We start from the raw sequence: 21,677 nt of genomic DNA, 5'->3' as shown, positions 1-21,677 counted from the left end.
GTCGGCGGAAAGTCCGTCATGGTGCTGTTGGCCGTTCGGTCGCTTCCTAGCGAGCCATCAGCAGTTCCAGGCGGTTGCCGACGCGCTGTGCACGGTCGGCGACATCACCAATCCATTCAATGATCTGGTACAGGAACATCACATCGACCGGCGGCCAGTCCTTCTCCAGCTTGAACAGCTCGGAGCGCAGGCCAATCTGCATGTTGTCGGTATCGTGTTCGATGCGGTCCAGCTCTTCGATCAGGCGTTCGACCAGCGTGACCTCGCGGCCAGCGAAGCCGGTTTCAAGCAGCTCATCTAGCTCGTTCATAGCCTTCAGTGCTTGCGCCGCGGCGTCGATTGAACGCTGCACAAATTCGCGGAAGGCGGGGAACAGGGTGGGTGGGATAACCATGCGGCGGCCAAGCATCAGGCCCGCGATATCCTTGGCGCGGTTGGCAACTTTGTCCTGTACACTGAGCAGCTCCAGCAGGTCAGAGCGCGGCACCGGCAGGAATAGGCTTTTGGGCAAGTGAACGCGGACGTCTTTCTTCAGCTTGTCAGCTTCGCGTTCAAGCTGAGCAACCTGCTGCTGCAGGCGCTCTGCTTCGGTCCAGTCCTCGGCCTGCAGTGCGTCGATAAAAGGCAGCAACTGACTGGTGCATTCGTGCGCCTTGGCAATGTGCTGCTGCATGGGGCCGATCGGTGATCTACCGAACAGTGTGAGGAACGGATTGTTTGGCATGACGCCTCCCGCTGGAATTGAGGCCGCAAAGTATAGGTGCTGAGCCTGCGGTCGTCACCAAATTGAAAACAATTGAACACTTTTCACCGGTGGCTGCGGTTGCCGCCGGTGCTGTCGAGAATGTCACATGGTCAAAGAAACTGAAATCAAGCTGCGCGCCAGTGCCGAGGTGCTGAAAGTGCTGCGCGCCCATCCGTTGCTTAACGAGCGTCGGCAGGGTGAATGGCAGAGCGGTCCCCTTTATAACCAGTACTACGACACTGCCGATCGGGATCTGGCTGGCGCCCGGGTGGCGTTGCGACTGCGTCGTGATGGCGATACCTATATCCAGACGTTGAAAAGCCGCGGGCAGAGTGTTGCTGGCCTGTCGGAGCGCAACGAATGGGATTGGTATCTGAAGAGCGACGCACTGGATCTGTCGCTGCTGGATGACAATTGCTGGCCTGCGGAGCTGGCCGAACTCGACAAGCAGACCCTGCAGCCGGTCTTTACCACCGACTTTCAGCGCACCCGCGCATTGCTGCGCTGGGAGCGTGAGGGGGAAATTGTAGAAGTCGAGGCCGCGCTGGATGAGGGTGAGGTGCGTACCGACAGTGGTAGCGAGCCGATCAGCGAGCTCGAACTGGAAGTCCGCCAGGGGCCGGCAGTTGCGCTGTTGGAGTTGGCGCATACGCTGACACAGGAACTGCCGTTGATGCCGTGTGACATCAGCAAGGCCGAGCGTGGCTATCGATTGTTTGATGCGCGCAGCTTTAATCTGCGCCTGGATCAGCCACAGTGGCAAGCCGATACGCCGGTCGACGAGGTCATTGCCGAGCTGGTCAGTCAGTTGCTGGGCCGCGTACAGCGTTTGGCTGAACAGTATCGCTATGCCCATCAGTGGAAGCTGTTTCGCGAGCTGACCGGTGCGCTGGCGCAGCTGCGCTCCGCCTTCGCAGTGTTTGATCTGGCCTTGCCGCGCTCTGCTGCCAGCCCCTTCGTTGGGCCGTTGGACACCTTGCTGGCGGCTTTCCAGCCACTGGTGCTGGCGGGCTGGGCCGATGACGTCGAAGGTGAAGCCGCACGCCGCGCAGCGGAAGCTGAGTTTGATCGTCAGCTTGAGCAGCCGGGCTGGGGCGCATTGTTCGTCGAACTGGCGCTCTGGCTGCAGCAGCGGCGCTGGACGCAAAATCGTCCACCGCGCGGCGATCGGGTGGCCAACCTGACCCTGGAGCGCTGGTTGCTGGCCGCCACCGGCAAGGAAATTCAGGAATTGCGCGTGCCGCATAATAACGACTCCGAGCATATGGTCAGTGAGTGGCTGGATCAACTGCCCCGCCTGGGGCGGCTGCACATGCTGCTGGCCCAGTTTCGTCAGTGGCTTGAGGTGTCCGAACCGGATCGGTTGTTTGGTGAGTTGAACAAGCTGCAGGCGTTGCTGGAACAGTACCCGCAGATTGATGCTGAACAGCGCGAGCCGCTGTTGGCTGCGCTGCGCAAGCAGGGTGTGCGGGTGCGCCGGTTGAACGCCTGGCGTGAACTGAACAGCTGAGCAGATCGCAACGAGGCGGCTGCCGGATCGCAGCCGTGACACAAAAGAACGGATGGGGCAGGGGAGCAGGATATGAAAAGGTTGGCGGATCTGGCGATTCCGGGGAGTGATCGGCCGCTGGACCTGGGCGATTTTCTTACCACGCTGGTGGCACAGGGGCGTATCAGTCAGGACAGCGCCGACCACCTGGTTACGCTGCGGCGAGCGGCCGTAGGTGATACCGCCAAGTTGCATCCGCTGGAATTTATCGCCGGTCAGAACGTTGATGACCTGGGGCGACCCGGGAAAAAACTGGATCTGGACAGTCTCAGCCGCTGGCTGGCCAGCGAGAGCGACCAGCCCTGGTACCGGATCGACCCGTTGAAGATCAACGTCTCTGCGGTGACGCCACTGATGTCTTTTGCCTTTGCCCAGCGCCATCGAATTCTGGCTGTGGAGGTGAATGATCGCGAGGTGACGATCGCCAGCGCTCAACCCTTTGTTCAGGGCTGGGAAGATAACCTACGGCACGTGCTCAAGCGCGAGATCCGTCGGGTCATCGCCAATCCGGAGGATCTGCAGCGTTATTCGGTGGAGTTCTATCGGCTGGCACGCTCGGTATCCGGCGCCAACGCAACAGATCAAAAGGCCAGCGGCGTCGGCAACTTCGAGCAGCTACTTAACCTTGGTAGCATGAGTCAGGAGCCGGATGCCAATGATGCCCATGTGGTCAACATCGTCGACTGGCTGTTCCAGTACGCCTTCGAGCAGCGTGCCAGCGATATTCATATCGAGCCGCGGCGCGAGTCCGGCTGCGTGCGTCTGCGCATCGACGGCGTGCTGCACACCGTTTATCAATTTCCGATTCAGGTCACCATGGCGGTGGTTAGCCGGTTGAAAACCCTTGGCCGGATGAATGTGGCCGAGAAGCGCAAGCCGCAGGACGGCCGGATCAAGACCCGGGCGCCGAAGGGCAATGAAGTCGAGCTGCGGCTCTCGACCCTGCCGACCGCCTTTGGCGAAAAAATGGTGATGCGGATCTTTGACCCGGATGTGCTGCTGCGCAGCTTCGATCAGTTGGGGTTTTCCACTGAGGACCAGCGTCGTTGGCAGCAGATGGTCAGTCAACCCAACGGCATTGTGCTGGTCACCGGGCCAACCGGCTCCGGCAAGACCACTACGCTGTATACCACCCTCAAACAGCTGGCCACCCCGCAGGTGAATGTCTGCACTATCGAAGACCCAATCGAGATGGTTGAAGACAGCTTCAACCAGATGCAGGTGCAGCACAACATCGACCTCAACTTTGCCAGCGGTGTGCGCGCGCTGATGCGTCAGGACCCGGACATCATCATGGTTGGCGAGATTCGTGACCTGGAAACCGCCGAGATGGCGATTCAGGCCGCCCTCACCGGGCACCTGGTGTTGTCGACCCTGCATACCAACGATGCACCCAGCGCAGTCAGTCGGCTGATTGAGTTGGGCGTTGCGCCCTATCTGATCAAGGCTACGGTCCTGGGGGTGATGGCCCAGCGTCTGGTGCGGACTCTCTGTCCGCACTGCAAGGCACCGACGCAGGTGGACGAGGAGGCCTGGGTTGATCTGACTCGGCCGTGGAATGCGCCGTTGCCAACCCAGGCGCAGCATGCTGCGGGCTGCCTGGAATGCCGGGAAACCGGCTACCGCGGTCGTGCGGGTGTGTACGAGCTGATGATGCTGAGCGATGGCATCAAGGCGCTGATTCACAAGGATACCGACGTCGCGCAGCTGCGCCGTCAAGCCTACAAGGAAGGGATGCACAGCTTGCGCTTGTCGGGCGCGCAGAAGGTTGGCGCCGGGCTGACCACGATCGAAGAAGTTTTGCGAGTGACGCCGAACAGCCAGCAAGGGTGAGAGTGTCGCCCACTTTCAGGCTTGATCAGTCGACCGCCTCCTTGACCTCTGCAGGTCGCGTTGACGCTGACCCTCCGCTTGAATGGATCCTGTGCGCGACTGGTTGCTGCCGGGGAGCCCTTGCCGGCACCCCGCCGAGCGATGCCTGCTAGAATGCGCGCTTTCGCTCACGTATCTCCGCGGGACCGCCCATGAACTACCGCCACAGTTATCACGCCGGCAACCACGCCGATGTCCTCAAACATGCGCTGCTGCGTCGTCTGCTGGTGTTGATGCAGCGCAAGGACACGCCGCTGTGCTGCCTTGACAGTCACGCCGGCACTGCACTGTATGACCTACAGGGAGAGGCGGCGGGCAAGACCGGCGAGTATGTTGACGGCATTGGCCGGCTCTGGCAGCGGGACGATCTGCCGCTGTGGCTGGCCGACTACCGTGACGCGGTCGCCCGTCACAACCCGGACGGTGCGCTGCGCTGGTATCCGGGGTCGCCGCAGATCATGGCCGAATTGCTGCGCGAGCAGGACCGGATGATTGTCAGCGAGCTGCACCCGGAGGACGCTGAAACCCTGCGTGAACACTTTGCTGGTCAGCCGGATGTGGCGGTGCATCAGCGCAACGGGTACGAGCTGTCGAAGGCATTCTTGCCTGTGCCGGAGAAGCGTGCGCTCTGGTTGCTGGACCCGCCGTTTGAGAAAACCGACGACCTGGAGCGTTGCGTAGCCGGTGTCGCGCAGGCGATCAGCCGCATGCGCCAGACCGTGATTGCGATCTGGTATCCGATCAAGGATCAGCGTCTGCTCAAGGACTTTTATCAGGGCATCGCTGACAGCGGCGCGCCCAAGGCGTTGCGAGTTGAGCTGAATGTGCGTCCGGTCGACAACCAGTTGGGTCTGAACGGTTCCGGCATGATGCTGATCAATCCGCCGTGGCCGATCTGGGAGGAGCTGGAGCAGGTGCTGCCCTGGTTGAGTCAGGAGTTGGCCCAGTCGGGTAGCGGGAGCTGGCGGATGGATTGGCTCGCCGGGGCGCCCTGAGAGCAGCACGCACTGGGCCGATTTGGTGTAAGGGCGCGGCATACCGCGCCCGCCTGGAGTACCGCGTGATCAAGGCTCCAGCTTGAAGGTCAGGCCAGCGTGTTCCTGCAGGCGTTTGATCAGTTTGTCGCCCATCGCCGGCGCGGTGGTCCAGATACCGCCCTGGGTGTCGGTGGCGTCGCGCACCAGACAGATCGCGCTTTCGGCGATCATGCGCGAGGTTGAGCCGTAGCCCGGGTCACGCTTGCCGGCAACGCTGGCTTTCAGGCTCCGGCCGTCGGTAGCTTCGCCGATAAACAGCACATCGTAGAAGCCGGTTTCGCGCTCTTCCTTGCTCGGGCCTTCGCCCGGCTTTGGCGCATCATCGCTGGCCAGTGACTTGTCGCCGGCAACCGTGTTGGCGATGGCTTCGCCCTGTTCGCCGGGGCCGGTCAGCAGCATTTCGTCGTAGACGAAGTCTTCGCCGTAGGCGTGCCCCAGCAGCGCATTGGAGCGATGGACGTTACGGGTGTTGATAGCAGCCATGATGAACGGGGCTGCCCAGCTGCCCAGTGATTCGTCGTACTCGGGCTTCATAGCCGGGGGCTGCGCCGGGCCAGTGAAGCCGGGTGTCAGGGCAAACGGGTTGGCCAGCAGTTTGAATATCTCTGGGTTGGCCTTGGCCGCTGCCATGGTCGCCTTCAGGCTGGCTGCGGTGCCGCCGGAGAAGGTGCCCTTCATCTTGCGTACCCGACCCTTGACGCGCGGCAGCGCACAGCCGAGTTGCTCCTTCGCGGCCTGTTGCAGGAAGTAGACCCCCAGATCGAAGGGGATGGAGTCGAACCCGCAGGAGAAGACGATGCGTGCGCCGCTCTGTTTCGCGGTCTCACCGTGGGCGTCGATCATCTGCCGCATCCAGGCCGGCTCGCCGCACAGGTCCACGTAGTCGGTGCCGGTTTCGGCGCAGATGCGCACCAGTTCCGGGCCGTAGAGCTGGTAGGGGCCGACGGTGGTGAGAACGACTTTGGTACGCTCAACCATGGCCTGCAGGCTGGCGAGGTCGCTGGTATCGGCCACCACCAACGGAGTGCTGGCCGGGGCGCCGATTTCATCGCGTACGGCTTCCAGCTTGCTTTGGCTGCGGCCGGCCATGGCCCAGCGCAGCTGGCTGTCGTTGCCGTATTCCTGGCACAGGTATTCGGCTACCAGGCGACCGGTATAACCGGTAGCACCGTAAACGATGATGTCGAACTCGCGGGTGCTGCTCATAGGGTACTCCTCTTTGTTTGAAAGGCTGGGAGGCAGTCAGTCTGAACTTGCCCGCTCAGCGCAAGTCCCACTTCTGAGAGCGGGCGATGTCGATGGTGGCAGTCAGTCTGGCACAGATCGGTCGCTCGTCTAGCGCCGTTGGTGTTAAGCCTCGCCTGCGCGGCAAGTGGAGTAAATGCCCAGACGCGGGTTTCGGCGCAGCGAATGACGGCGAATAAATCTTGCCGATGACGCGCATGTCGTCGCCGCCTATAGTAGGTGGGTTAATTGGCATACCAGATAGATCAAGGAGATCAAGATGGCAGCAGAAAAGACCACAGGTAAAGAGGCGGAACTGGCCGCCAGCAAGGCAGCTGTCGGCGAAGCTTACGAGAAGCTGCTGGAGGCGCGGAACCATTTCACGGCGGCCGCGCAGGCGGCAGGTATGGATGTTAAGCACGACGCGCTGGAGCAACTGCTCAAGGGGCGCGAGAAGGCCGAGGCGTTGGGCGATCAGGCTTCAAGCTATATGCGTGAAAAGCCGTTGGCCACGTTGGGTGTTGCCTTCGCTGCAGGCTTTGTTCTGGCGCAGCTGTTTTCGCGCAAATGAGTGAGCAGGCAGAGCCCCTATCGTCAAAGTCCGAGGGGCGGTCGGCGGAGCCCGGAGCGGATACGCCCGAGGTCTCCGCCGACGCGATTAAAGCGGTCGAGGAGCTGATCGATCATACTGCGGCCTGGCTAAGGCAGATTCTGGCGGCTGGTGGTGAAGTGGCGACCATGTTGCGACTTGAGCTGCAGCTGACCTTGGGCGACGCACGCCGAATACTGCTGTTGGGGCTGTTGCTGGTGCCACTGATGCTGTTCGCTTGGGTGGTGTTCAGCCTGCTGGCTGGCTGGTTGATCTGGCAGGCTGCCGGCTCGGTCGCGGCAGCGCTGGGCGGGGTGCTGGTGTTGCATGGTGCCTGCATCGCTGTGCTGGTGCGGCAGCTGCGGGTCTATCAGCAGTCGCTGGGCTTTCGTCGCACCAAGGCGCACGTCAAACGTCTTATGCAGGGAGCAAATGATGAGTCGTCGTCAACTGATGGCAGAGATTGATCAGCTGGATCACCAGTTGAATCTACGAATCGAAATTGTGCAGCTGGGCGGCGCCCTGGTGCGGCATCAGCTCGCTCAATTGCCCCCCGTTGTTCTGGTTGGCAGCGGTGCACTCGCCGGTGCATTGACCCAGCGGCTTGGTGCGAGCCGGACCTGGGGAATGGGGCTGACCGGGGTGCGGCTGCTGCCACTGGTGCAAAATGTCTTTCAAGTGGCGCGCGGTCTGTGGAGTCCGCTGTGACTGAGGCGCCGGAGCAGACTGAGCAGGAGCGCATGCCCGCGGTGCGCCGCTCACCCACCCAGCAGGCGCTGGTCTGGCTGTTGGCATTAGCCTGTTTGTATACCCTCTATTTTGCCCAGACGCTGGTGTTGCCTGTTGTTGTCGCGGCATTGTTCGCGCTGTTGCTGAGCCCGCTGGTCGCGGTGTTCAAGCGCTTTCATGTACCTCGCACACTGTCGGCGTTGCTGTTGCTGACTGCTATCGGCGTGCCATTTACGCTGCTGGGCTCGCAGCTCGCCGAACCGGCGGAGAAGTGGGTGAAGCGCCTGCCTGAACTGTCTGCCCAGTTATCTAATGAGCTGGATGCCTTCGGCCGCAAGCTGAGCCCGGCAGATGCGTCGTCGAGTGTGGAGGCTGAGCCAGAGAAGGGCTTCAAGTTGTTTGGCTGGTTTCGTGAGGAAGCACCTGCACCGGCAATGGCGTCATCGGCGAGCAGTGATACGGGATTGTCGGACCGGGTGATGCAGGGCGGCATGGAAGTGATGGTCAAGGCGCTTGGGGCAACCCCGGCGGTGCTGGCGCAGTTTTTCACCTTTCTGGTGCTGGTGCTATTCATGCTGATCTTCGGCCCTTCGCTCTACAGCACCTTTATTCAGGTGTTTCCGCAGGTACGTGACAAGCAGGCAGCAACTGACCTGCTGGAGCAGGTGCAACGGGAGTTGTCGCGCTACATTCTGACTGTCAGCCTGATCAATACGCTGCTGGGCACCGTGACCGGTCTGGTTTTGCACCTGATGGGCGTGGAGGATGCGCTTCTTTGGGGGGTCATGGTCGGCTTGCTGAACTTCGCTCCCTACGTTGGTCCCATCATCGGCATGCTGGTGCTGTGTCTGGCGGGTATGGTGCAATACGGCCCCGTCATCGATGCGCTGCTGCCGGCGCTGGTGTTCTTTGGCATCAACCTGGTCGAGGCGCAGTTCGTTACTCCAACGGTACTGGGCCAGCGCATGCGGCTGCATCCGCTGGTACTGATGTTGTGGCTGATCCTGTGGGGCTGGTTATGGGGTGTGGTCGGTGTGCTGATAGCCGTGCCGTTGCTGGTTTGCCTGAAGCTGGCGGCTGATCGCATGCATTTGCTGCAGCATTGGGTGAAGCTGATCGAAAGTCCTATTTGACCCTCAGGCAGGTGTTGGTGCGCGGCGTACCATCAAGACTGCACTGATGATCAACAGCCCGCCGATCAGCATGCGCAGGGTCGGCTGTTCGGCGAACAGCCACCACGCAATCAGAATGCCGTAGACCGGCTCCAGTGCGAAGAATAGCGACGCAGTGCGAGCGTTCAGTACACGCAGGCTGGAGACGAACAGCACCTGCGCCAACCCGGTACAGAACACACCCAGCAAGCCAATCCACAGCCAGTCCAGAGCTGGCATCTGCACCAGTGCCAGTGTGCCGGTGGGGATCACCAGTAGCGATACCACCAGGTTCTGCCAGCAGGCAATCTGCACTGGATGCAGGTGGCCGCTGGTCAGGCGGTTGCCGACGGAAACGGCGGCAAAGCAGAAGCCGGACAGGACTGCCCACAGCAACCCTTCCGTGTTTTCGGCTTCGAGGCTGAATTGGGCGGGTATCAACAGCAGTCCTGCACATACCAGGCCGACTTTGATCAGGTCATGACGGCTCGGATGTTCGCGCCAGAACAGCGCTTCCAGCATCACCACAAAGGCGGGGAAGCTGGCGAATCCCAGCGTAGCAATGCCGACGCCGGAAATCTTGATGGCATGAAAGAACGTCAGCCAGTGTATCGCCAGAAAGGCGCCGCACATCAGCAGGCTGGCGAGGTGCCGGGGCGTGAGCTGGCGCAGTAGCGGATGGCTGCCGAGTCGGGCAAATACGACCAGCGCAACGACCGCAAACAGCGCTCGCCCCAGCACGATGGCATCGGGCGTGGTGCTGGCCAGCTTGCCGAAAATACCGGTCAGGCCGAACAGCAGGGCAGCAACATGCATGTAGAGCAGGGCGCGGTTGTGGGTCGGATTGGTCATACTGGTCTCGGAGGATAATGGCTGAGCAGGATGGTACTGCGCGGGCAGAACCTTTGCTGTTGTGCCACTGCTGAATATTGTCGCGATACTGCTGGGTTAGTCGCCGCCCTTGCGCAGAGCACTGGGCGACAGTTGCCAGCGTCGGCTGAAGGCTTGGGTAAACGCGCTTTGGCTGCTGTAGCCACAACGGACAGCGATCTCGCTGATTGGCAGGCAGCCATGCGCAAGCAGTTGCCGAGCTCTTTGCAGACGCCGCTGGCGCAGGTAGGCCAGCGGCGAACAGCCGAGTTCCCGCTGGCACCAGTAGTTGAAGCGCGACGCAGAGAGGCCGCAGACCCGAGCGAGGTCTTCAACCCCCAACGGACGTGCCATCTGGGTTTCGATAAATGTGTTGAGGCGGGCGAGCGGCAGCCGGCGCTCAGCAGTCGGCTGGCCAAGTAGGGAGTTGAGCAGCAGCGCGGCGCTGTTGTCGGCCAGCCAGGGTTGACTGCTGATCAGGCCGGCAAGGCTGCTGATCAGTTGCGTCTGGGCCGGATTAAGCGGCTGTAGCGAAGTATGGTCCAGCAGTCTCAGCTGGCTGTCGCGCTGCCCCTCAAGGCCCGGAAGCGGTGCATCGGGGGCGATATCCAGCACCAGACAATTGCCCTGGTCCCGGCTGAAAAAGGCATGCCGGTCGTTCGGGGCGATGATGGCAACACGTCCGGCCTGTACCTGGCCTCCGTCATCCTTGAATTCGAGCTCCAGAGTGCCGTGCAGTCCAAATACCAGCTGCGCCTGATGCGCATGTGCATGGGCGTTGGCTGCGTCCGAGTAGTGGTGAATATCAAGGCGGGTAGTCGGCATCGGGCTATTCTATGGAAGTCGCGCCGGGTTGCACAAACCGGGCTGACGAGGGGGCAGGGATGCTGCCAGGATTGATACTATATTGGTATCATTCGGCTCTGTTCCATCCACTGACCGGAATACTGATTTGAAGCACGAAACACATGGTCTGCGCTCCTGGTTGGAACGCCTGAATCGCGCCGAGCTGCCCGCCATGGCCGTGGTTGTGCACGACCTGTTGCGGTTGTCACAGTCGGAAACCGCGTCGGTTGCCCAACTGACAGAGGTGTTGATGCGTGATGCCGCGCTGGCCTCCAAGGTGCTGCGGGTCAGCAACAGCGTTTATTGCAACCCTGGTCGTGAGGTGATCAAGACCCTGTCGCGTGCGGTAGTGGTGGTGGGCTTTGATCAGGTACGGATGATCGGTCTGTCGGTCAGCCTGCTGGATGGCCTGTTGAAAAACTCCCCGCGCGAGCAGCTGCAAGCGCTGTTGGCGCGTTCCTTCCATGGCGCGGTGCAGGCACGCAACATGGCGCAGTATTTGAATCAACGCCAGCAGGAAGAGGTTTTCATCGCGACCTTGCTTAGCCATATCGGCGAGTTGGCGTTCTGGAGTCATGCCGGCTCGATGACTGATCGCCTGGTGACCGCTCTGAGCGAGCCGGGTGTCGATCCGGACAAGCTGCTGCGCCGAGAGCTTGGCGTCACCTTTGACCAGTTGACCGTGGGTTTGCTCAAGTCCTGGAACATGGGAGAGATCGGCCAGTTGATCCAGGCCAGTCGCAGTAGTGATGGCCCGGCCGCACGAGCGGTGGCCTTGGGCAGCGAGCTGGCCGAGCGGGTGGCGACCGACGGCTGGACACATGAGTCGGTGCAGGCGCTGATCGAACCGGTTGCGGAGCTGATTGGCACAGACGCCGAGCACGCTTGGCAGCAACTGGTTGGCAGTGGCCAGGAAGCAGTCCGCATCGCCGGTACCTGCTCCAATGCTGATTTGCAGCAGTGGATTCCGCGGGCGGATGATCTGCCGCTGGACCTCTCTGCGCTATTGCAGATGGAGGTGGTGCCGCAGGTGCCCTCTGCCGACGAACCATCCACAGAGAGCAAGTTAGAGGGTGAGGCCGAACCACTGCTGCAGCCGAACCGGGAAATGCTCAAGCTGTCGATTGATCACCTCAAGTTGATGGTACGTGCGCCGATGGATGTCGATACCATTCTTCACACAGTCATGCAGGGGCTGCATCGGGGGGCGGGTATCGAGCGGGTCGCGCTGATGGTGCTCGCTGAAAAGCAGACACAGTTCCGGGTACGCGCGGCAATCGGCAAGGGTACTCAGCGCTGGCGTGAGACCTTTTCACTGCCCTCCGCTGACAGCGCACCGCAGGTGTTCACTCATGCGCTTGAGCAGCGTGATTGTCTGTGGCTCGATAGCTCGAACAGTGGCGGCCTGCAGCAGTTGGTAACGCCAGCAGTCGTTGAATTGGTCGGCAGCGGCCCGTTTGCGGTCGCGCCAGTGGTCGCCGGCAGCCGGCGGGTGGGGGTGCTGTATGGTGACATGCGCTTGTCTGGTCGTGAGCTGAGCGCCAGTCAGCTGGCCACCTTTAAGCGCTTTGCCGAGTTGACCGGGCTCTGTCTGCAGCGGCTCAGTCAGCGCTGAGCCTGCAGCTCAGCCGGGCAGGCAGACGCCGGTGCCGCCCAGACCGCAGTAACCGCCGGGATTCTTGGCCAGGTATTGCTGGTGATAGTCCTCGGCGTAGTAAAAGGTCGGCGCAGGCAGGATTTCAGTGGTGATTTCTTCCAGACCTGCCTGCTGCAACGCGTCAGCGTAGTTGGCCTTGCTGGCCTCGGCGAGGGCACGCTGGGCCATGTCGCTGACATAGATGCCGGAGCGGTACTGGGTGCCCTGGTCGTTCCCCTGGCGCATGCCCTGGGTAGGATTGTGCGACTCCCAGAACACCTTCAGCAGTTGCTGCAGTGACACCGCGTCTGGATCGAACACCACCAGCACGACCTCGTTGTGGCCGGTCATACCTGAACAGACTTCCTCGTAGGTCGGGTTGGGCGTCAGGCCGCCGGCGTAGCCGACTGCGGTGCTGTAGACGCCCGGTACCTGCCAGAAGCGTCGCTCGGCGCCCCAGAAACAGCCAAGACCAACAATCAGCGTCTGCATCTGCTCGGGGAAGGGCCCATGCAGCGGCGTGCCGAGCACGCTATGGGTGGTTTGGCTGGCAGGGATCGGCGTGTCGCGGCCGGGCAGCGCCTCGTCGGCGGTTGGCAGGCGTAGCTTATGCTCAGGCATGCGTTGGAAGAACATGTTGCCTCCGTCAGCGTTGCAGTTCGCCGCGCTGCTCCAGTAAGTCGCGCACCAGATATAGAGCAGCCAGCGCGCGGCCTTCGGTGAAATTACTGCGGGCGGTCAGCTCGCTGAGTTCGTACAGGTCGATCTGGTCGACCCTGATTGGCTCCGGCTCATCGCCCGGCAGACGTTTTTCGTACAGGTTGCGGGCCAGCACCACCGCGATCTTCTGGCTCATGTAGCCCGGTGAGAGTGACAGGTGCGTGAGGAACTCCAGTTGTTCGGCACCAAAGCCGGCTTCTTCCATCAATTCGCGGTTGGCGGCTTCCAGCACATCCTCACCCGGCTCGACCAGACCCTTTGGCAACGACAGCTGGTAATCATCGGTGCCGCCGCAGTATTCCTCAATCAGCAGCGCCGTGCGCGCATCCTGCATAGCCACAACCATGACGGCGCCATAACCTTGACCCTTGTTGACCAGTCGCTCGTAGGTGCGTTCTACGCCGTTGCTGAAGCGCAGCTGAACCTGCTCAACAGTGAACAGACGACTCTTGGCGACAATTTTTGCTTCCAGCGTTTGCGGCTTCTGCGGCATGAGGGCTCCGTGTTGATCAACCTGTTGCGTGGCGAGCGCCGATTAAGAGCCAAATGCTATCTGGCGCTCAGGGCAGGCACTCAAGCATGCATCTGCCGCTTTGCGCCTCCTGCCAATAGCGCCCTATCAGCTGTGAACCGCGCCTTGTAGCTGCATGCCTGAGTACTCGCAGTGAGTCTGTGGAGTTAATCAGCGCTTCCCTTGGTATCATAGCCTCACCTCTAGCCCAAGCCCAACCGCCGATGCTCAACTGGAACACAATTGATACCGTGCTGCTCGATATGGACGGCACCCTGCTTGATCTGCACTTCGACAACCACTTCTGGCTGGAACATATGCCTGTCTGCTATGCCCGCCATCATGGTCAGTCGGTTGACTGGGCCAAAACGGAACTGTACGCCATGATGAATGCCATTCAGGGCCAGCTGGATTGGTACTGCTTGGACTACTGGACCCGCGAGCTGGGGCTGCCGATTGTCGAACTCAAGCGCGAAATCGCACACCTGATCAGTTTGCGTCCTGATGCCGATACCTTTCTGCAGGCACTGCAACGCAGCGGCCGGCAAGTAGTGCTGATCACCAATGCCCACCGCGATTCATTGTCGCTGAAGATGGAGCGGGTTGAGCTGCGCACTTGGTTCCAACGGCTGATCAGTTCCCACGATTACGGCTATCCCAAGGAGACGCAGGCGTTCTGGCATGCCCTGCAGGCTGATATGTCGTTCGACCCCGAGCGTACGCTGTTTATCGACGACAGCCTCAGTGTGCTGCGGTCGGCCCGTGAGTATGGTATCGCCCATCTGCTGGCGGTGCGGGAGCCCGACAGTCGTGGCGCGCGACGCGATACGGAGGAGTTTGAGGCGGTGGAGGATTACGCGGAGTTGGCTGCCGCCATCACCCGCGCGAACGCGGGCTGAGTCGGCAGCTCCAAGCCGCAAGCCGCAAGCCGCAAGCCGCAAGCCGCAAGCTGCAAGCTGCAAGCTGCAAGAAAACCCCGTGAGGTGTCCTGTCGCGCGGGTTTTCTTTTGGCTGCGCATCGCAGCAAATAGCGTTTGGAAACACGTGATAGCCTCGGCGCCGAATCCACCCTGATTACGCGTGCAGGGGGGGCGGCCATCCGCCTTGCAGCTTCTAGCGGCCGCTAGCCCTTCCCCTTGGTGCGGGTCTGGTTGGGTCGGGCGTTTTTCTCGATGTAGTCAATAATTAGGCCGGCGACGTCTTTGCCGGTGGTGCTTTCGATGCCTTCCAGACCTGGGGAAGAGTTCACTTCCATTACGACAGGGCCGTGGTTGGAGCGCAGGATGTCGACCCCGGCCACGCTCAGGCCCATGACTTTGGCGGCGCGCACTGCGGTCATGCGTTCCTCTGGCGTGATTTTGATCAGACTGGCGCTGCCGCCGCGGTGCAGGTTGGAGCGAAATTCGCCTGGCTTGGCCTGGCGTTTCATCGCCGCGATGACCTTGTCGCCAACCACCAGGCAGCGAATATCGGCACCCCCGGCCTCGCGGATGTACTCCTGCACCATGATGTTGGCCTTCAGGCCCATAAAGGCTTCGAGCACTGACTCTGCGGCCTTTTCGGTTTCACACAGCACCACACCGATACCCTGAGTACCTTCCAGCAGTTTGATCACCAGCGGAGCGCCGCCAACCATGCTGATCAGGTCCGGAATGTCGTCTGGGGAGTGGGCGAAGCCGGTGACCGGCAGGCCCACGCCCTTGCGGGCCAGCAATTGCAGCGAGCGTAGCTTGTCGCGCGAGCGGCTGATGGCAACTGACTCGTTGAGTGGGAACACGCCCATCATCTCGAACTGGCGAAGTACTGCAGTGCCGTAGAAGGTGATAGAGGCGCCGATACGCGGAATCACCGCGTCGAAGCCTTCCAGCTCCTCGCCCTTGTAGTGAATCGACGGCTTGTGGCTGGCGATGTTCATGTAGGCGCGCAGGGTGTCGATGACGCGCACCTCATGGCCACGTTCTGTCGCCGCCTCGATTAACCGGCGGGTGGAGTACAAATTGGCGTTACGCGACAGAATCGCAATTTTCATTCTGGGTCCCTTGACGCTGAAAGGCGCATTGATGGGGGGGTAAGGGTAGTGTGCTTAGCAGGGTGTTTCGAACAGGGGCTTTTCCTGAACGAAGCGCAGGCCCGGGTTGATCACCAGTTGTGCGTCCTGCATCGCCGTGCAGCCGATCAGCATGCGATAGCGCATGGCTTTGCGGCAGGTCAGGGTGAACTCCACATCCCAGCACTTGTCGCCCAGCAGCAGTGGCGTGCGGATGACGTGCCGTTCCTGCATCTGACCATTGGAACTCTTGATTCGTTTCAGGTCGATCAGTAGGGCTTCACAGGTCCGGGTGTGCTGACGGGTGCGGCTGCCGATATGCGCATCAAAGCGTACCCAGGTCTGGTTGTTGCGTGTGAAGGTGCTGATGTTGCTGGCATGCAGTGCCGAGGTCTTGGCCCCGCTGTCGATCTTGGCGATCATCTGGCTGATGCCGAGTTCGGGCAGCGCGACCCACTCTCGCAGGCCGATCACGCTCAGATGATCAAAGGTTTTCACAGCGGTATCTCCAGCCCCGGGGGCATTCGGCGCGCATCATGCTGCAAGTCTCGGGTTTCGACAAGCCTGTTATAGTGCGCCTGCGAGAGGAGTACAAACCTGATGCAGCAAGAAGGCAAAATTCGCCTGGATAAATGGCTCTGGGCGGCCCGTTTTTTCAAGACCCGTTCGTTGGCCAAGACCGCTATCGAAGGGGGTAAGGTGCAATGCGCCGGTGAGCGTTGCAAGGCCAGCAAGGAAATCCGTGTTGGCGATATATTGAGTATTCGCCAGGGGCTGGACCAGAAAGTGGTCGAGGTGCTGGTGTTGTCCGAGCAACGCCGTGGTGCTCCTGAAGCGCAGTTGCTCTATCGCGAAAGCGAACAGAGCATTGCTGCACGCGAGGCCGCCGCAGCGCAGCGCAAGGCGCTGGGTGCCGGCGGGCAGATCAGTGACGGTCGGCCGAGTAAGAAGCAGCGCCGTCAGATCTTTCGTTTTCGCGATGAACGTAATACACCGGCCGGGGACTGATTGCTATAATCGCGGCTTTTTGAAGGTGCATCATGGCCGCTCAGGACATTACCCAACGCTTTCTGTTTGAAAACGCCGACGTGCGCGGCGAGCTGGTGTCCGCCGATCAGAGCTACCGCGAAATCCTCGCCAAGCACCCCTATCCGCAGCCGGTACAGGCACTGCTGGGTGAAATGCTGGCAGCCGCGGTGCTGCTGTCGACCACCATCAAGTTTGATGGCCTGCTGATTCTCCAGGCCCGCTCCAGTGGCCCGCTCTCCACCTTGATGGTTGAGTGTTCCAGCAAGCAGGGCGTGCGCGGCATTGCCCGTTACGCCGACGATCTGAGCGGTGAAACACTGGCGGAGCTGATGCCTGACGGCGTGCTGGCAATCACCATCGACCCGGATAACGGTCAGCGCTATCAGGGCATTGTGTCGCTGGAAGGGGGCTCGTTGGCAGAGTCACTGGGCAGCTATTTTGCCAATTCCGAGCAGTTGCCGACCCAATTCCGCCTGCATGCAGATGGTCGTGTTGCCCGCGGTTTTCTGTTGCAGGCGCTGCCGGCCGACCGGCAAAAGGACGAGCAGGAGCGCGCCGATACCTGGTCTCATCTGAATGTGCTGGCTGACACCATTACCGCAGAAGAACTGATCGGTCTGGACAACGAAACCCTGCTGCATCGCCTCTATCACCAGGAAGAGGTGCGACTGTTTGACGCGCAGCCGGTGCACTTTGAATGCAGTTGTTCGGTCGAGCGTTCCGGCAACGCGTTGGTCAGCCTTGGGCAAGAGGATGTCCTTGCGCTGCTTGAGGAGCAGGGCGGTGAGATCACCGTGGACTGCCAGTTTTGCAATAGCCGTTATCGTTTTGACGAGCCTGCCGTGCATGCGCTTTTTGCTGCTGCGGCTGAGCATGCGAAGGGTTTGCACTAAACGAGAACGGTTCAGGCTTAGCGACTTTGTCTTTTTTTTGGCATAATGGCGCGCCTGCGCGCTGAGTCCGCGCTGAGTCACTGGACGAATACCAACCTGAACCCCCACGGACTTAGGCCGAATCGGTCGGTCTTTAGATAGATATATTCGGTCAAAGTCGAAGAGGACCCTGTTTAATGACGCAAGCTACCAATACCGTGTACACCGATCTGAGCGTGGCACACCTGATCGAGCTGGCCATTCAGCGCAATGAAGGTCAACTGGCAGATACTGGCGCTCTGGTAGTCAAGACCGGTGCACGTACCGGCCGCTCGCCGATGGACCGTTTTATCGTTGACGAGCCGTCCACCAGCTCTGCGATTGCCTGGGGTGCGGTAAACCGCCCGTTCCCGGCTGACAAGTTTGATGCCCTGTGGGCCCGTGTCGCCGACTACCTGGGAGCCAAGGAAAGTTTCGTCTCTCACGTTCACGTTGGTGCCGATCCGGCCCACTACCTGCCGGTAGTGATGGAAACCGAGACGGCATGGCACAACGTGTTCGGTCGCACCCTGTTTATCAATCCCGAAGTCTACAACCCGGCTTCGCGTGATACCTGGCAGATCATGAACGCCCCGTACTTCGTCTGTGAGCCTGAGCGTGATGGCACCAACAGCGAAGGCTGCGTGATCATCAACTTCGCCCAGCGCAAGGTCCTGCTGGCAGGCATGCATTACGCCGGTGAAATGAAGAAAGCCATGTTTTCCGTGCAGAACTTCCTGCTGCCGGCTAAGGACGTGCTGCCCATGCACTGTGCCGCCAACGTCGGCGACAATGGTGATACCACGCTGTTCTTCGGTCTGTCCGGTACCGGCAAGACCACCCTGTCTGCTGATGAGTCTCGTAACCTGATCGGTGACGATGAGCACGGCTGGGCAGAAGGTTCGGTGTTCAACATCGAAGGTGGTTGCTACGCCAAGTGCATCGACCTGTCGCAGAAGAACGAGCCGGTCATCTGGAATGCCATCAAGTTCGGCTCCATCGTCGAGAACGTGGTCATCGATCCGACCTCTCGCCACGCCGACTACGCTGATGTCAGCCTGACCCAGAACACCCGTGCCGCCTACCCGTTGGAGCACGTCGAGAAGCGCGTTGAGGCCAATTTGGCCGGTGAGCCGAATGCGATCATCTTCCTGACCTGCGACCTGACTGGTGTACTGCCGCCGGTGTCTATCCTGAACAACGAGCAGGCTGCCTATCACTTCCTGTCCGGCTACACCGCACTGGTCGGTTCCACCGAAATGGGGTCGGGTGGCGGCATCAAGTCGACTTTCTCCACCTGCTTCGGCGCGCCGTTCTTCCCGCGTCCGGCTGGCGAGTACGCTGAGCTGCTGATCAAGCGCATCAACGCCTTCGGCAGCAAGGTCTATCTGGTCAACACCGGCTGGACCGGTGGTGCCTACGGTACCGGTAGCCGTTTCAGCATCCCGACCACTCGCGCGATCATCGCTGCGATTCAGTCTGGCGCGCTGGTGGGTGTGGAGACCGAGCATCTGCCGGTTATCAATCTGGACGTCCCGGTTGCCGTTCCTGGCGTTGAAACCAAGCTGCTGAACCCGCGCAACACCTGGGCGAGCGGTGCGGATTACGACAAGGCGGCGCAGGACTTGGCCAAGCTGTTCGTCGATAACTTCACCAAGTTCGACGTCTCCGACGCCATCGTCGCAGCTGGTCCGCAACTGGGCTAAGTCGCAGGCATTGCGCGTTGACGGAACCCGCCTGATGGCGGGTTTCGTGTTTCCAGGGTTGACGTTTGGCGATGTGCGATGCTGGTTCGCTGGTGTCGCGTCTGCGTCCGGGCAGGTACCTTTGCGGCGCGAAAACATGGCAGATGTACACCCCTCCCGGTGCTGACCGTACGGAAGGGGGATCGATTGCTGCGGCTTTCGATAGAACATTGAAATAAAAGAGATAAAAAGGGTTGACACTCCAGCGCTGGTCGGTAAAATGGCGCGCCTCAGCAGGGGATATGTGTTACCAACCACTGCCCAGGTTGAGATGTTTGAACGTGATTCCGCGATAGCTCAGTTGGTAGAGCAAATGACTGTTAATCATTGGGTCCCAGGTTCGAGTCCTGGTCGCGGAGCCAATTCAAGCAAGTTCGGGGTATAGCGCAGCCTGGTAGCGCGCCTGCTTTGGGAGCAGGATGTCGAGAGTTCGAATCCCTCTACCCCGACCAGTTTTTTTTGAGCATGGGTCGTTAGCTCAGTTGGTAGAGCAGTTGGCTTTTAACCAATTGGTCGTAGGTTCGAATCCTACACGACCCACCACTCAAAACTTTCCTCGCAGTACCTTTCCTTATTTATCTGAATTAGTTCTTCTGGCCTGCCTTGTGCGGGTTTTTTGCGTTTGTGGCCGGTGTCTGGATATGCCATGGCTGCGTCTGTAGCCTCGTTTGTTAACAAGCGTGTGCCCCGGCAGCCACCTCGAGCGCGCCGTTTAAGCATGGAAAGACAAGTAGCGCGGTTAGTTCCTGCATTGCGCTTCCCTGAGTCCCCCCGGGCACCCGGCTGCGCGGCCCTTCGGGTTCGCTGCGTTGCTCGGGCCGACGGGGAGTCGCAGAACTCGGGGCTGCGCCCCTCAAACATGCTGCGACTCTTTTTCCCGCCAGCCCTGCGCTACTCACCCGCGTAAACGGGACGAACCCCGGTGCCGACTCCATCATTCGGCTATTTGGTTAACGGCTTTGGTCTCTTGCCTGTCGCGCCACCCAGTCGATAGTTCGCGACGCACCAAAACAAAACCCCGCACGCGGCGGGGTTTGTTAGCGGCCTGAGACGCGCTCAGTGCAGCTTCAAGCGCGGTTCGGTCGGTCGGCCGAACTGGTCGCTCAACATCAGCATCAACGTGCGTGGAACGCCGTACAGCGCCATCTGATGCATGCGATAGAGCGATACGTAGAACATCCTTGCCAGGCGCCCCTCCAGCATCACGTTGCCGGTCAGGTTGCCCATCAGGTTGCCGACCGCACTGAAGCTCGACAGCGAGATCAGCGAGCCGTAGTCGCGGTAGGTGTATTCGCTTTGCGGCTTGCCATCCAGCAGGCGACACAGATTCTTCGCGAGCAGGCTGGCTTGCTGGTGGGCGGCCTGCGCGCGAGGTGGCACAAACTTGCCCGGCTCGTCGGTCGGGCAGGCGGCGCAGTCGCCGAAGGCATAGATGCGTTCCTCACCGTTGACCTTCAGGGTCCGATCCACTTCCAACTGATTGATGCGATTGGTCGGCATGCCCAGCGTCGCTAGGAACGCCGGTGCACGGATGCCCGCGGCCCAGACCTTGAGGCTTGCGGGAATCTCCTCACCATTGCCCAAGATCAGTCTGTCGGCCTGGACTTCCTTGACCGGCGAGCCAGTGTGCAGGTGGACGCCAAGATCGCGGAGAATCTCGGTCACCGGGCCGCTAATGCGTTCAGGCAGTGCCGGTAGCAGGCGCGGGCTGGCTTCGATGATGTTGATGTTGAGGTCTTCCGGGTTGATCCGGTTGAAGCCATAGGCCCGCAGCATCTGGGCTGCGTGGTGTAGCTCTGCCGATAGTTCAACGCCAGTGGCGCCGGCACCGATGATTGCCACGTTGATGGGCTCTCGTGCCGCGCCGGCTTCGCCGGCTTGCGCCTTCATGTACTGATTCAGCAGCCGGCGATGGAAGCGCTCTGCCTGTGCGCGGGTATCGAGGAACAGGCAATGTTCAGCGGCGCCAGGGGTGTTGAAGTCATTAGTGGTGCTGCCGACCGCAATCACCAGGTAGTCGTAGTCGAGCTCGCGCGGCGCGATCAGCTCGTCACCGTTTTCGTCGTGGATGGAGGCCAGCTGGATAGTCTTGCGCTCGCGATCCAGGCTGGTCATGGCCCCCAGCTGAAAGCTGAAGTGGTTCCACTTGCCCTGGGCAACGTAGTTGAGTTCATCTTCGGTCGAGTTGAGCGAGCCGGCGGCGACTTCATGCAGCAGCGGTTTCCAGATATGCGTCATGTTGGCATCGACCAGGGTGATCCTGGCCTTGCCCTTGCGGCCGAGCTTGCGGCCCAGACGGGTGGCGAGCTCAAGGCCGCCAGCGCCACCGCCGACAACGACGATGCGGGGAGGTGTTGCAGAAGACGTGTTGGAGTCTGACATCTTGGTTTCTCACGGATAATGGAAACGGGCGTCAGTCAACGGCCTGGTTCAGGCACGACGGGTGTCAGGGCTGGAGTGGCAGGC

Annotated in this window: 21 protein-coding genes and 3 tRNA genes; 15 read left to right on the top strand and 9 right to left on the bottom strand. The window is 60.7% G+C overall.

From position 1 onward, the window contains the following. Positions 1 to 46: 46 nt before the first annotated feature. Positions 47 to 724, bottom strand: a complete 678-nt coding sequence (locus ACKPCU_RS18245; protein ID WP_321348882.1) for a TIGR00153 family protein — start codon at positions 722 to 724, stop codon at positions 47 to 49. 127 nt (positions 725 to 851) lie between these two features. On the opposite strand from ACKPCU_RS18245, the gene ACKPCU_RS18240 reads away from it, so the two are divergent. The 3 genes from ACKPCU_RS18240 (at position 852) to ACKPCU_RS18230 (ending at position 5,161) form a co-directional block, all read left to right on the top strand. Next, on the top strand, positions 852 to 2,255 hold the full coding sequence (locus ACKPCU_RS18240; RefSeq protein ID WP_321348880.1) for a CYTH domain-containing protein: 1,404 nt from the start codon (positions 852 to 854) through the stop codon (positions 2,253 to 2,255). A gap of 72 nt (positions 2,256 to 2,327) precedes the next feature. Continuing rightward, on the top strand, positions 2,328 to 4,127 hold the full coding sequence (gene tfpB / locus ACKPCU_RS18235; RefSeq protein ID WP_321348878.1) for a type IV pilus assembly ATPase TfpB: 1,800 nt from the start codon (positions 2,328 to 2,330) through the stop codon (positions 4,125 to 4,127). Positions 4,128 to 4,318: 191 nt separating this feature from the next. After that, positions 4,319 to 5,161 (top strand): 23S rRNA (adenine(2030)-N(6))-methyltransferase RlmJ, encoded by an 843-nt coding sequence (locus ACKPCU_RS18230; RefSeq protein ID WP_321348876.1) that lies wholly within the window; start codon positions 4,319 to 4,321, stop codon positions 5,159 to 5,161. 69 nt (positions 5,162 to 5,230) lie between these two features. Here ACKPCU_RS18230 and ACKPCU_RS18225 read toward each other — a convergent pair whose 3' ends face one another. Then, entirely contained in the window at positions 5,231 to 6,409 is a 1,179-nt protein-coding gene (locus ACKPCU_RS18225; protein ID WP_321348874.1) for a saccharopine dehydrogenase family protein, read from the bottom strand. Between the two features lie 298 nt (positions 6,410 to 6,707). On the opposite strand from ACKPCU_RS18225, the gene ACKPCU_RS18220 reads away from it, so the two are divergent. From ACKPCU_RS18220 to ACKPCU_RS18205, 4 genes are read left to right on the top strand one after another with little or no spacing between them, the layout of a single operon-like run. After that, positions 6,708 to 6,998, top strand: a complete 291-nt coding sequence (locus ACKPCU_RS18220; protein WP_104738825.1) for a hypothetical protein — start codon at positions 6,708 to 6,710, stop codon at positions 6,996 to 6,998. Further along, positions 6,995 to 7,483 (top strand): hypothetical protein, encoded by a 489-nt coding sequence (locus ACKPCU_RS18215; RefSeq protein WP_321348865.1) that lies wholly within the window; start codon positions 6,995 to 6,997, stop codon positions 7,481 to 7,483. The genes ACKPCU_RS18220 and ACKPCU_RS18215 overlap by 4 nt, the downstream gene beginning before the upstream one ends. After that, a complete protein-coding gene (locus ACKPCU_RS18210) occupies positions 7,452 to 7,724 on the top strand; it encodes a hypothetical protein (protein ID WP_321348863.1) in 273 nt (90 codons plus the stop codon). Before ACKPCU_RS18215 ends, ACKPCU_RS18210 begins: the two co-directional genes overlap by 32 nt. Then, positions 7,721 to 8,878 (top strand): AI-2E family transporter, encoded by a 1,158-nt coding sequence (locus ACKPCU_RS18205; protein WP_321348861.1) that lies wholly within the window; start codon positions 7,721 to 7,723, stop codon positions 8,876 to 8,878. The genes ACKPCU_RS18210 and ACKPCU_RS18205 overlap by 4 nt, the downstream gene beginning before the upstream one ends. 3 nt (positions 8,879 to 8,881) lie before the next feature. Here the strand turns inward: ACKPCU_RS18205 and ACKPCU_RS18200 are convergent, their stop codons facing one another. Together ACKPCU_RS18200 and ACKPCU_RS18195 are read right to left on the bottom strand one after the other, a co-directional pair. Beyond that, on the bottom strand, positions 8,882 to 9,748 hold the full coding sequence (locus ACKPCU_RS18200) for a DMT family transporter (RefSeq protein WP_321348859.1): 867 nt from the start codon (positions 9,746 to 9,748) through the stop codon (positions 8,882 to 8,884). A 96-nt stretch (positions 9,749 to 9,844) separates the two neighbouring features. Then, positions 9,845 to 10,591: a helix-turn-helix transcriptional regulator gene (locus ACKPCU_RS18195; protein ID WP_321348858.1), complete on the bottom strand. Its 747-nt coding sequence runs from the start codon at positions 10,589 to 10,591 to the stop codon at positions 9,845 to 9,847. A 127-nt stretch (positions 10,592 to 10,718) separates the two neighbouring features. Here ACKPCU_RS18195 and ACKPCU_RS18190 point away from each other — a divergent pair, with 127 nt between their 5' ends. Beyond that, on the top strand, positions 10,719 to 12,227 hold the full coding sequence (locus ACKPCU_RS18190) for an HDOD domain-containing protein (protein WP_321348855.1): 1,509 nt from the start codon (positions 10,719 to 10,721) through the stop codon (positions 12,225 to 12,227). Between the two features lie 9 nt (positions 12,228 to 12,236). Here ACKPCU_RS18190 and msrA read toward each other — a convergent pair whose 3' ends face one another. Together msrA and nudE are read right to left on the bottom strand one after the other, a co-directional pair. Continuing rightward, positions 12,237 to 12,884 carry a peptide-methionine (S)-S-oxide reductase MsrA gene (gene msrA, locus ACKPCU_RS18185; RefSeq protein ID WP_104738830.1) on the bottom strand — a complete coding sequence of 216 codons (648 nt, stop codon included), beginning with the start codon at positions 12,882 to 12,884 and terminating at the stop codon, positions 12,237 to 12,239. Positions 12,885 to 12,894: 10 nt separating this feature from the next. Beyond that, positions 12,895 to 13,461, bottom strand: coding sequence for an ADP compounds hydrolase NudE (gene nudE / locus ACKPCU_RS18180; protein WP_104738831.1), 567 nt, complete (start codon positions 13,459 to 13,461; stop codon positions 12,895 to 12,897). Between the two features lie 242 nt (positions 13,462 to 13,703). On the opposite strand from nudE, the gene yrfG reads away from it, so the two are divergent. Continuing rightward, complete coding sequence (yrfG, locus tag ACKPCU_RS18175; protein ID WP_321348852.1) at positions 13,704 to 14,378, top strand: GMP/IMP nucleotidase; 675 nt, start codon at positions 13,704 to 13,706, stop codon at positions 14,376 to 14,378. 224 nt (positions 14,379 to 14,602) lie between these two features. On the opposite strand, the gene rimK is transcribed toward yrfG, so the two are convergent. Together rimK and rimB are read right to left on the bottom strand one after the other, a co-directional pair. Next, the gene (rimK, locus tag ACKPCU_RS18170) at positions 14,603 to 15,508 is read right to left on the bottom strand and encodes a 30S ribosomal protein S6--L-glutamate ligase (protein WP_104738833.1); all 906 of its coding nucleotides are present in this window, start codon (positions 15,506 to 15,508) and stop codon (positions 14,603 to 14,605) included. Between the two features lie 54 nt (positions 15,509 to 15,562). Beyond that, positions 15,563 to 16,024: a retropepsin-like aspartic endopeptidase RimB gene (rimB, locus tag ACKPCU_RS18165; RefSeq protein ID WP_321348850.1), complete on the bottom strand. Its 462-nt coding sequence runs from the start codon at positions 16,022 to 16,024 to the stop codon at positions 15,563 to 15,565. Between the two features lie 102 nt (positions 16,025 to 16,126). Between rimB and ACKPCU_RS18160 the strand changes: the two genes are divergently transcribed. The 6 genes from ACKPCU_RS18160 (at position 16,127) to ACKPCU_RS18135 (ending at position 19,754) form a co-directional block, all read left to right on the top strand. Next, positions 16,127 to 16,534: an RNA-binding S4 domain-containing protein gene (locus ACKPCU_RS18160; protein WP_321348849.1), complete on the top strand. Its 408-nt coding sequence runs from the start codon at positions 16,127 to 16,129 to the stop codon at positions 16,532 to 16,534. A gap of 32 nt (positions 16,535 to 16,566) precedes the next feature. Continuing rightward, positions 16,567 to 17,448 (top strand): Hsp33 family molecular chaperone HslO, encoded by an 882-nt coding sequence (hslO, locus tag ACKPCU_RS18155; RefSeq protein ID WP_321348848.1) that lies wholly within the window; start codon positions 16,567 to 16,569, stop codon positions 17,446 to 17,448. 176 nt (positions 17,449 to 17,624) lie between these two features. Next, the gene (locus tag ACKPCU_RS18150; protein ID WP_321348846.1) at positions 17,625 to 19,172 is read left to right on the top strand and encodes a phosphoenolpyruvate carboxykinase; all 1,548 of its coding nucleotides are present in this window, start codon (positions 17,625 to 17,627) and stop codon (positions 19,170 to 19,172) included. Between the two features lie 325 nt (positions 19,173 to 19,497). Next, a tRNA-Asn gene (locus tag ACKPCU_RS18145) sits at positions 19,498 to 19,573 on the top strand. A gap of 13 nt (positions 19,574 to 19,586) precedes the next feature. Then, positions 19,587 to 19,663: transfer RNA gene (locus ACKPCU_RS18140), tRNA-Pro, on the top strand. A gap of 15 nt (positions 19,664 to 19,678) precedes the next feature. Next, positions 19,679 to 19,754, top strand: a tRNA-Lys gene (locus ACKPCU_RS18135). Positions 19,755 to 20,267: 513 nt separating this feature from the next. Here ACKPCU_RS18135 and ACKPCU_RS18130 read toward each other — a convergent pair. Beyond that, entirely contained in the window at positions 20,268 to 21,593 is a 1,326-nt protein-coding gene (locus ACKPCU_RS18130; protein WP_321348844.1) for an NAD(P)/FAD-dependent oxidoreductase, read from the bottom strand. Positions 21,594 to 21,677: the final 84 nt, after the last annotated feature.

This window comes from Halopseudomonas oceani, from assembly GCF_963677335.1.
GTDB lineage: Bacteria > Pseudomonadota > Gammaproteobacteria > Pseudomonadales > Pseudomonadaceae > Halopseudomonas > Halopseudomonas oceani.
Note: the sequence above shows the minus strand (reverse complement) of the source record. Positions and strands in the feature narration are given on the sequence as shown.

Bases quoted from the DNA above. Each gene is read 5' to 3' on its own strand.
- ACKPCU_RS18245 (WP_321348882.1), bottom strand. From the start codon at position 724: ATGCCAAACAATCCGTTCCTCACACTGTTCGGTAGATCACCGATCGGC.
- ACKPCU_RS18240 (WP_321348880.1), top strand. From the start codon at position 852: ATGGTCAAAGAAACTGAAATCAAGCTGCGCGCCAGTGCCGAGGTGCTG.
- tfpB (WP_321348878.1), top strand. From the start codon at position 2,328: ATGAAAAGGTTGGCGGATCTGGCGATTCCGGGGAGTGATCGGCCGCTG.
- ACKPCU_RS18230 (WP_321348876.1), top strand. From the start codon at position 4,319: ATGAACTACCGCCACAGTTATCACGCCGGCAACCACGCCGATGTCCTC.
- ACKPCU_RS18225 (WP_321348874.1), bottom strand. From the start codon at position 6,409: ATGAGCAGCACCCGCGAGTTCGACATCATCGTTTACGGTGCTACCGGT.
- ACKPCU_RS18220 (WP_104738825.1), top strand. From the start codon at position 6,708: ATGGCAGCAGAAAAGACCACAGGTAAAGAGGCGGAACTGGCCGCCAGC.
- ACKPCU_RS18215 (WP_321348865.1), top strand. From the start codon at position 6,995: ATGAGTGAGCAGGCAGAGCCCCTATCGTCAAAGTCCGAGGGGCGGTCG.
- ACKPCU_RS18210 (WP_321348863.1), top strand. From the start codon at position 7,452: ATGAGTCGTCGTCAACTGATGGCAGAGATTGATCAGCTGGATCACCAG.
- ACKPCU_RS18200 (WP_321348859.1), bottom strand. From the start codon at position 9,748: ATGACCAATCCGACCCACAACCGCGCCCTGCTCTACATGCATGTTGCT.
- ACKPCU_RS18195 (WP_321348858.1), bottom strand. From the start codon at position 10,591: ATGCCGACTACCCGCCTTGATATTCACCACTACTCGGACGCAGCCAAC.
- msrA (WP_104738830.1), bottom strand. From the start codon at position 12,884: ATGTTCTTCCAACGCATGCCTGAGCATAAGCTACGCCTGCCAACCGCC.
- nudE (WP_104738831.1), bottom strand. From the start codon at position 13,461: ATGCCGCAGAAGCCGCAAACGCTGGAAGCAAAAATTGTCGCCAAGAGT.
- yrfG (WP_321348852.1), top strand. From the start codon at position 13,704: ATGCTCAACTGGAACACAATTGATACCGTGCTGCTCGATATGGACGGC.
- rimK (WP_104738833.1), bottom strand. From the start codon at position 15,508: ATGAAAATTGCGATTCTGTCGCGTAACGCCAATTTGTACTCCACCCGC.
- ACKPCU_RS18160 (WP_321348849.1), top strand. From the start codon at position 16,127: ATGCAGCAAGAAGGCAAAATTCGCCTGGATAAATGGCTCTGGGCGGCC.
- hslO (WP_321348848.1), top strand. From the start codon at position 16,567: ATGGCCGCTCAGGACATTACCCAACGCTTTCTGTTTGAAAACGCCGAC.
- ACKPCU_RS18150 (WP_321348846.1), top strand. From the start codon at position 17,625: ATGACGCAAGCTACCAATACCGTGTACACCGATCTGAGCGTGGCACAC.
- ACKPCU_RS18130 (WP_321348844.1), bottom strand. From the start codon at position 21,593: ATGTCAGACTCCAACACGTCTTCTGCAACACCTCCCCGCATCGTCGTT.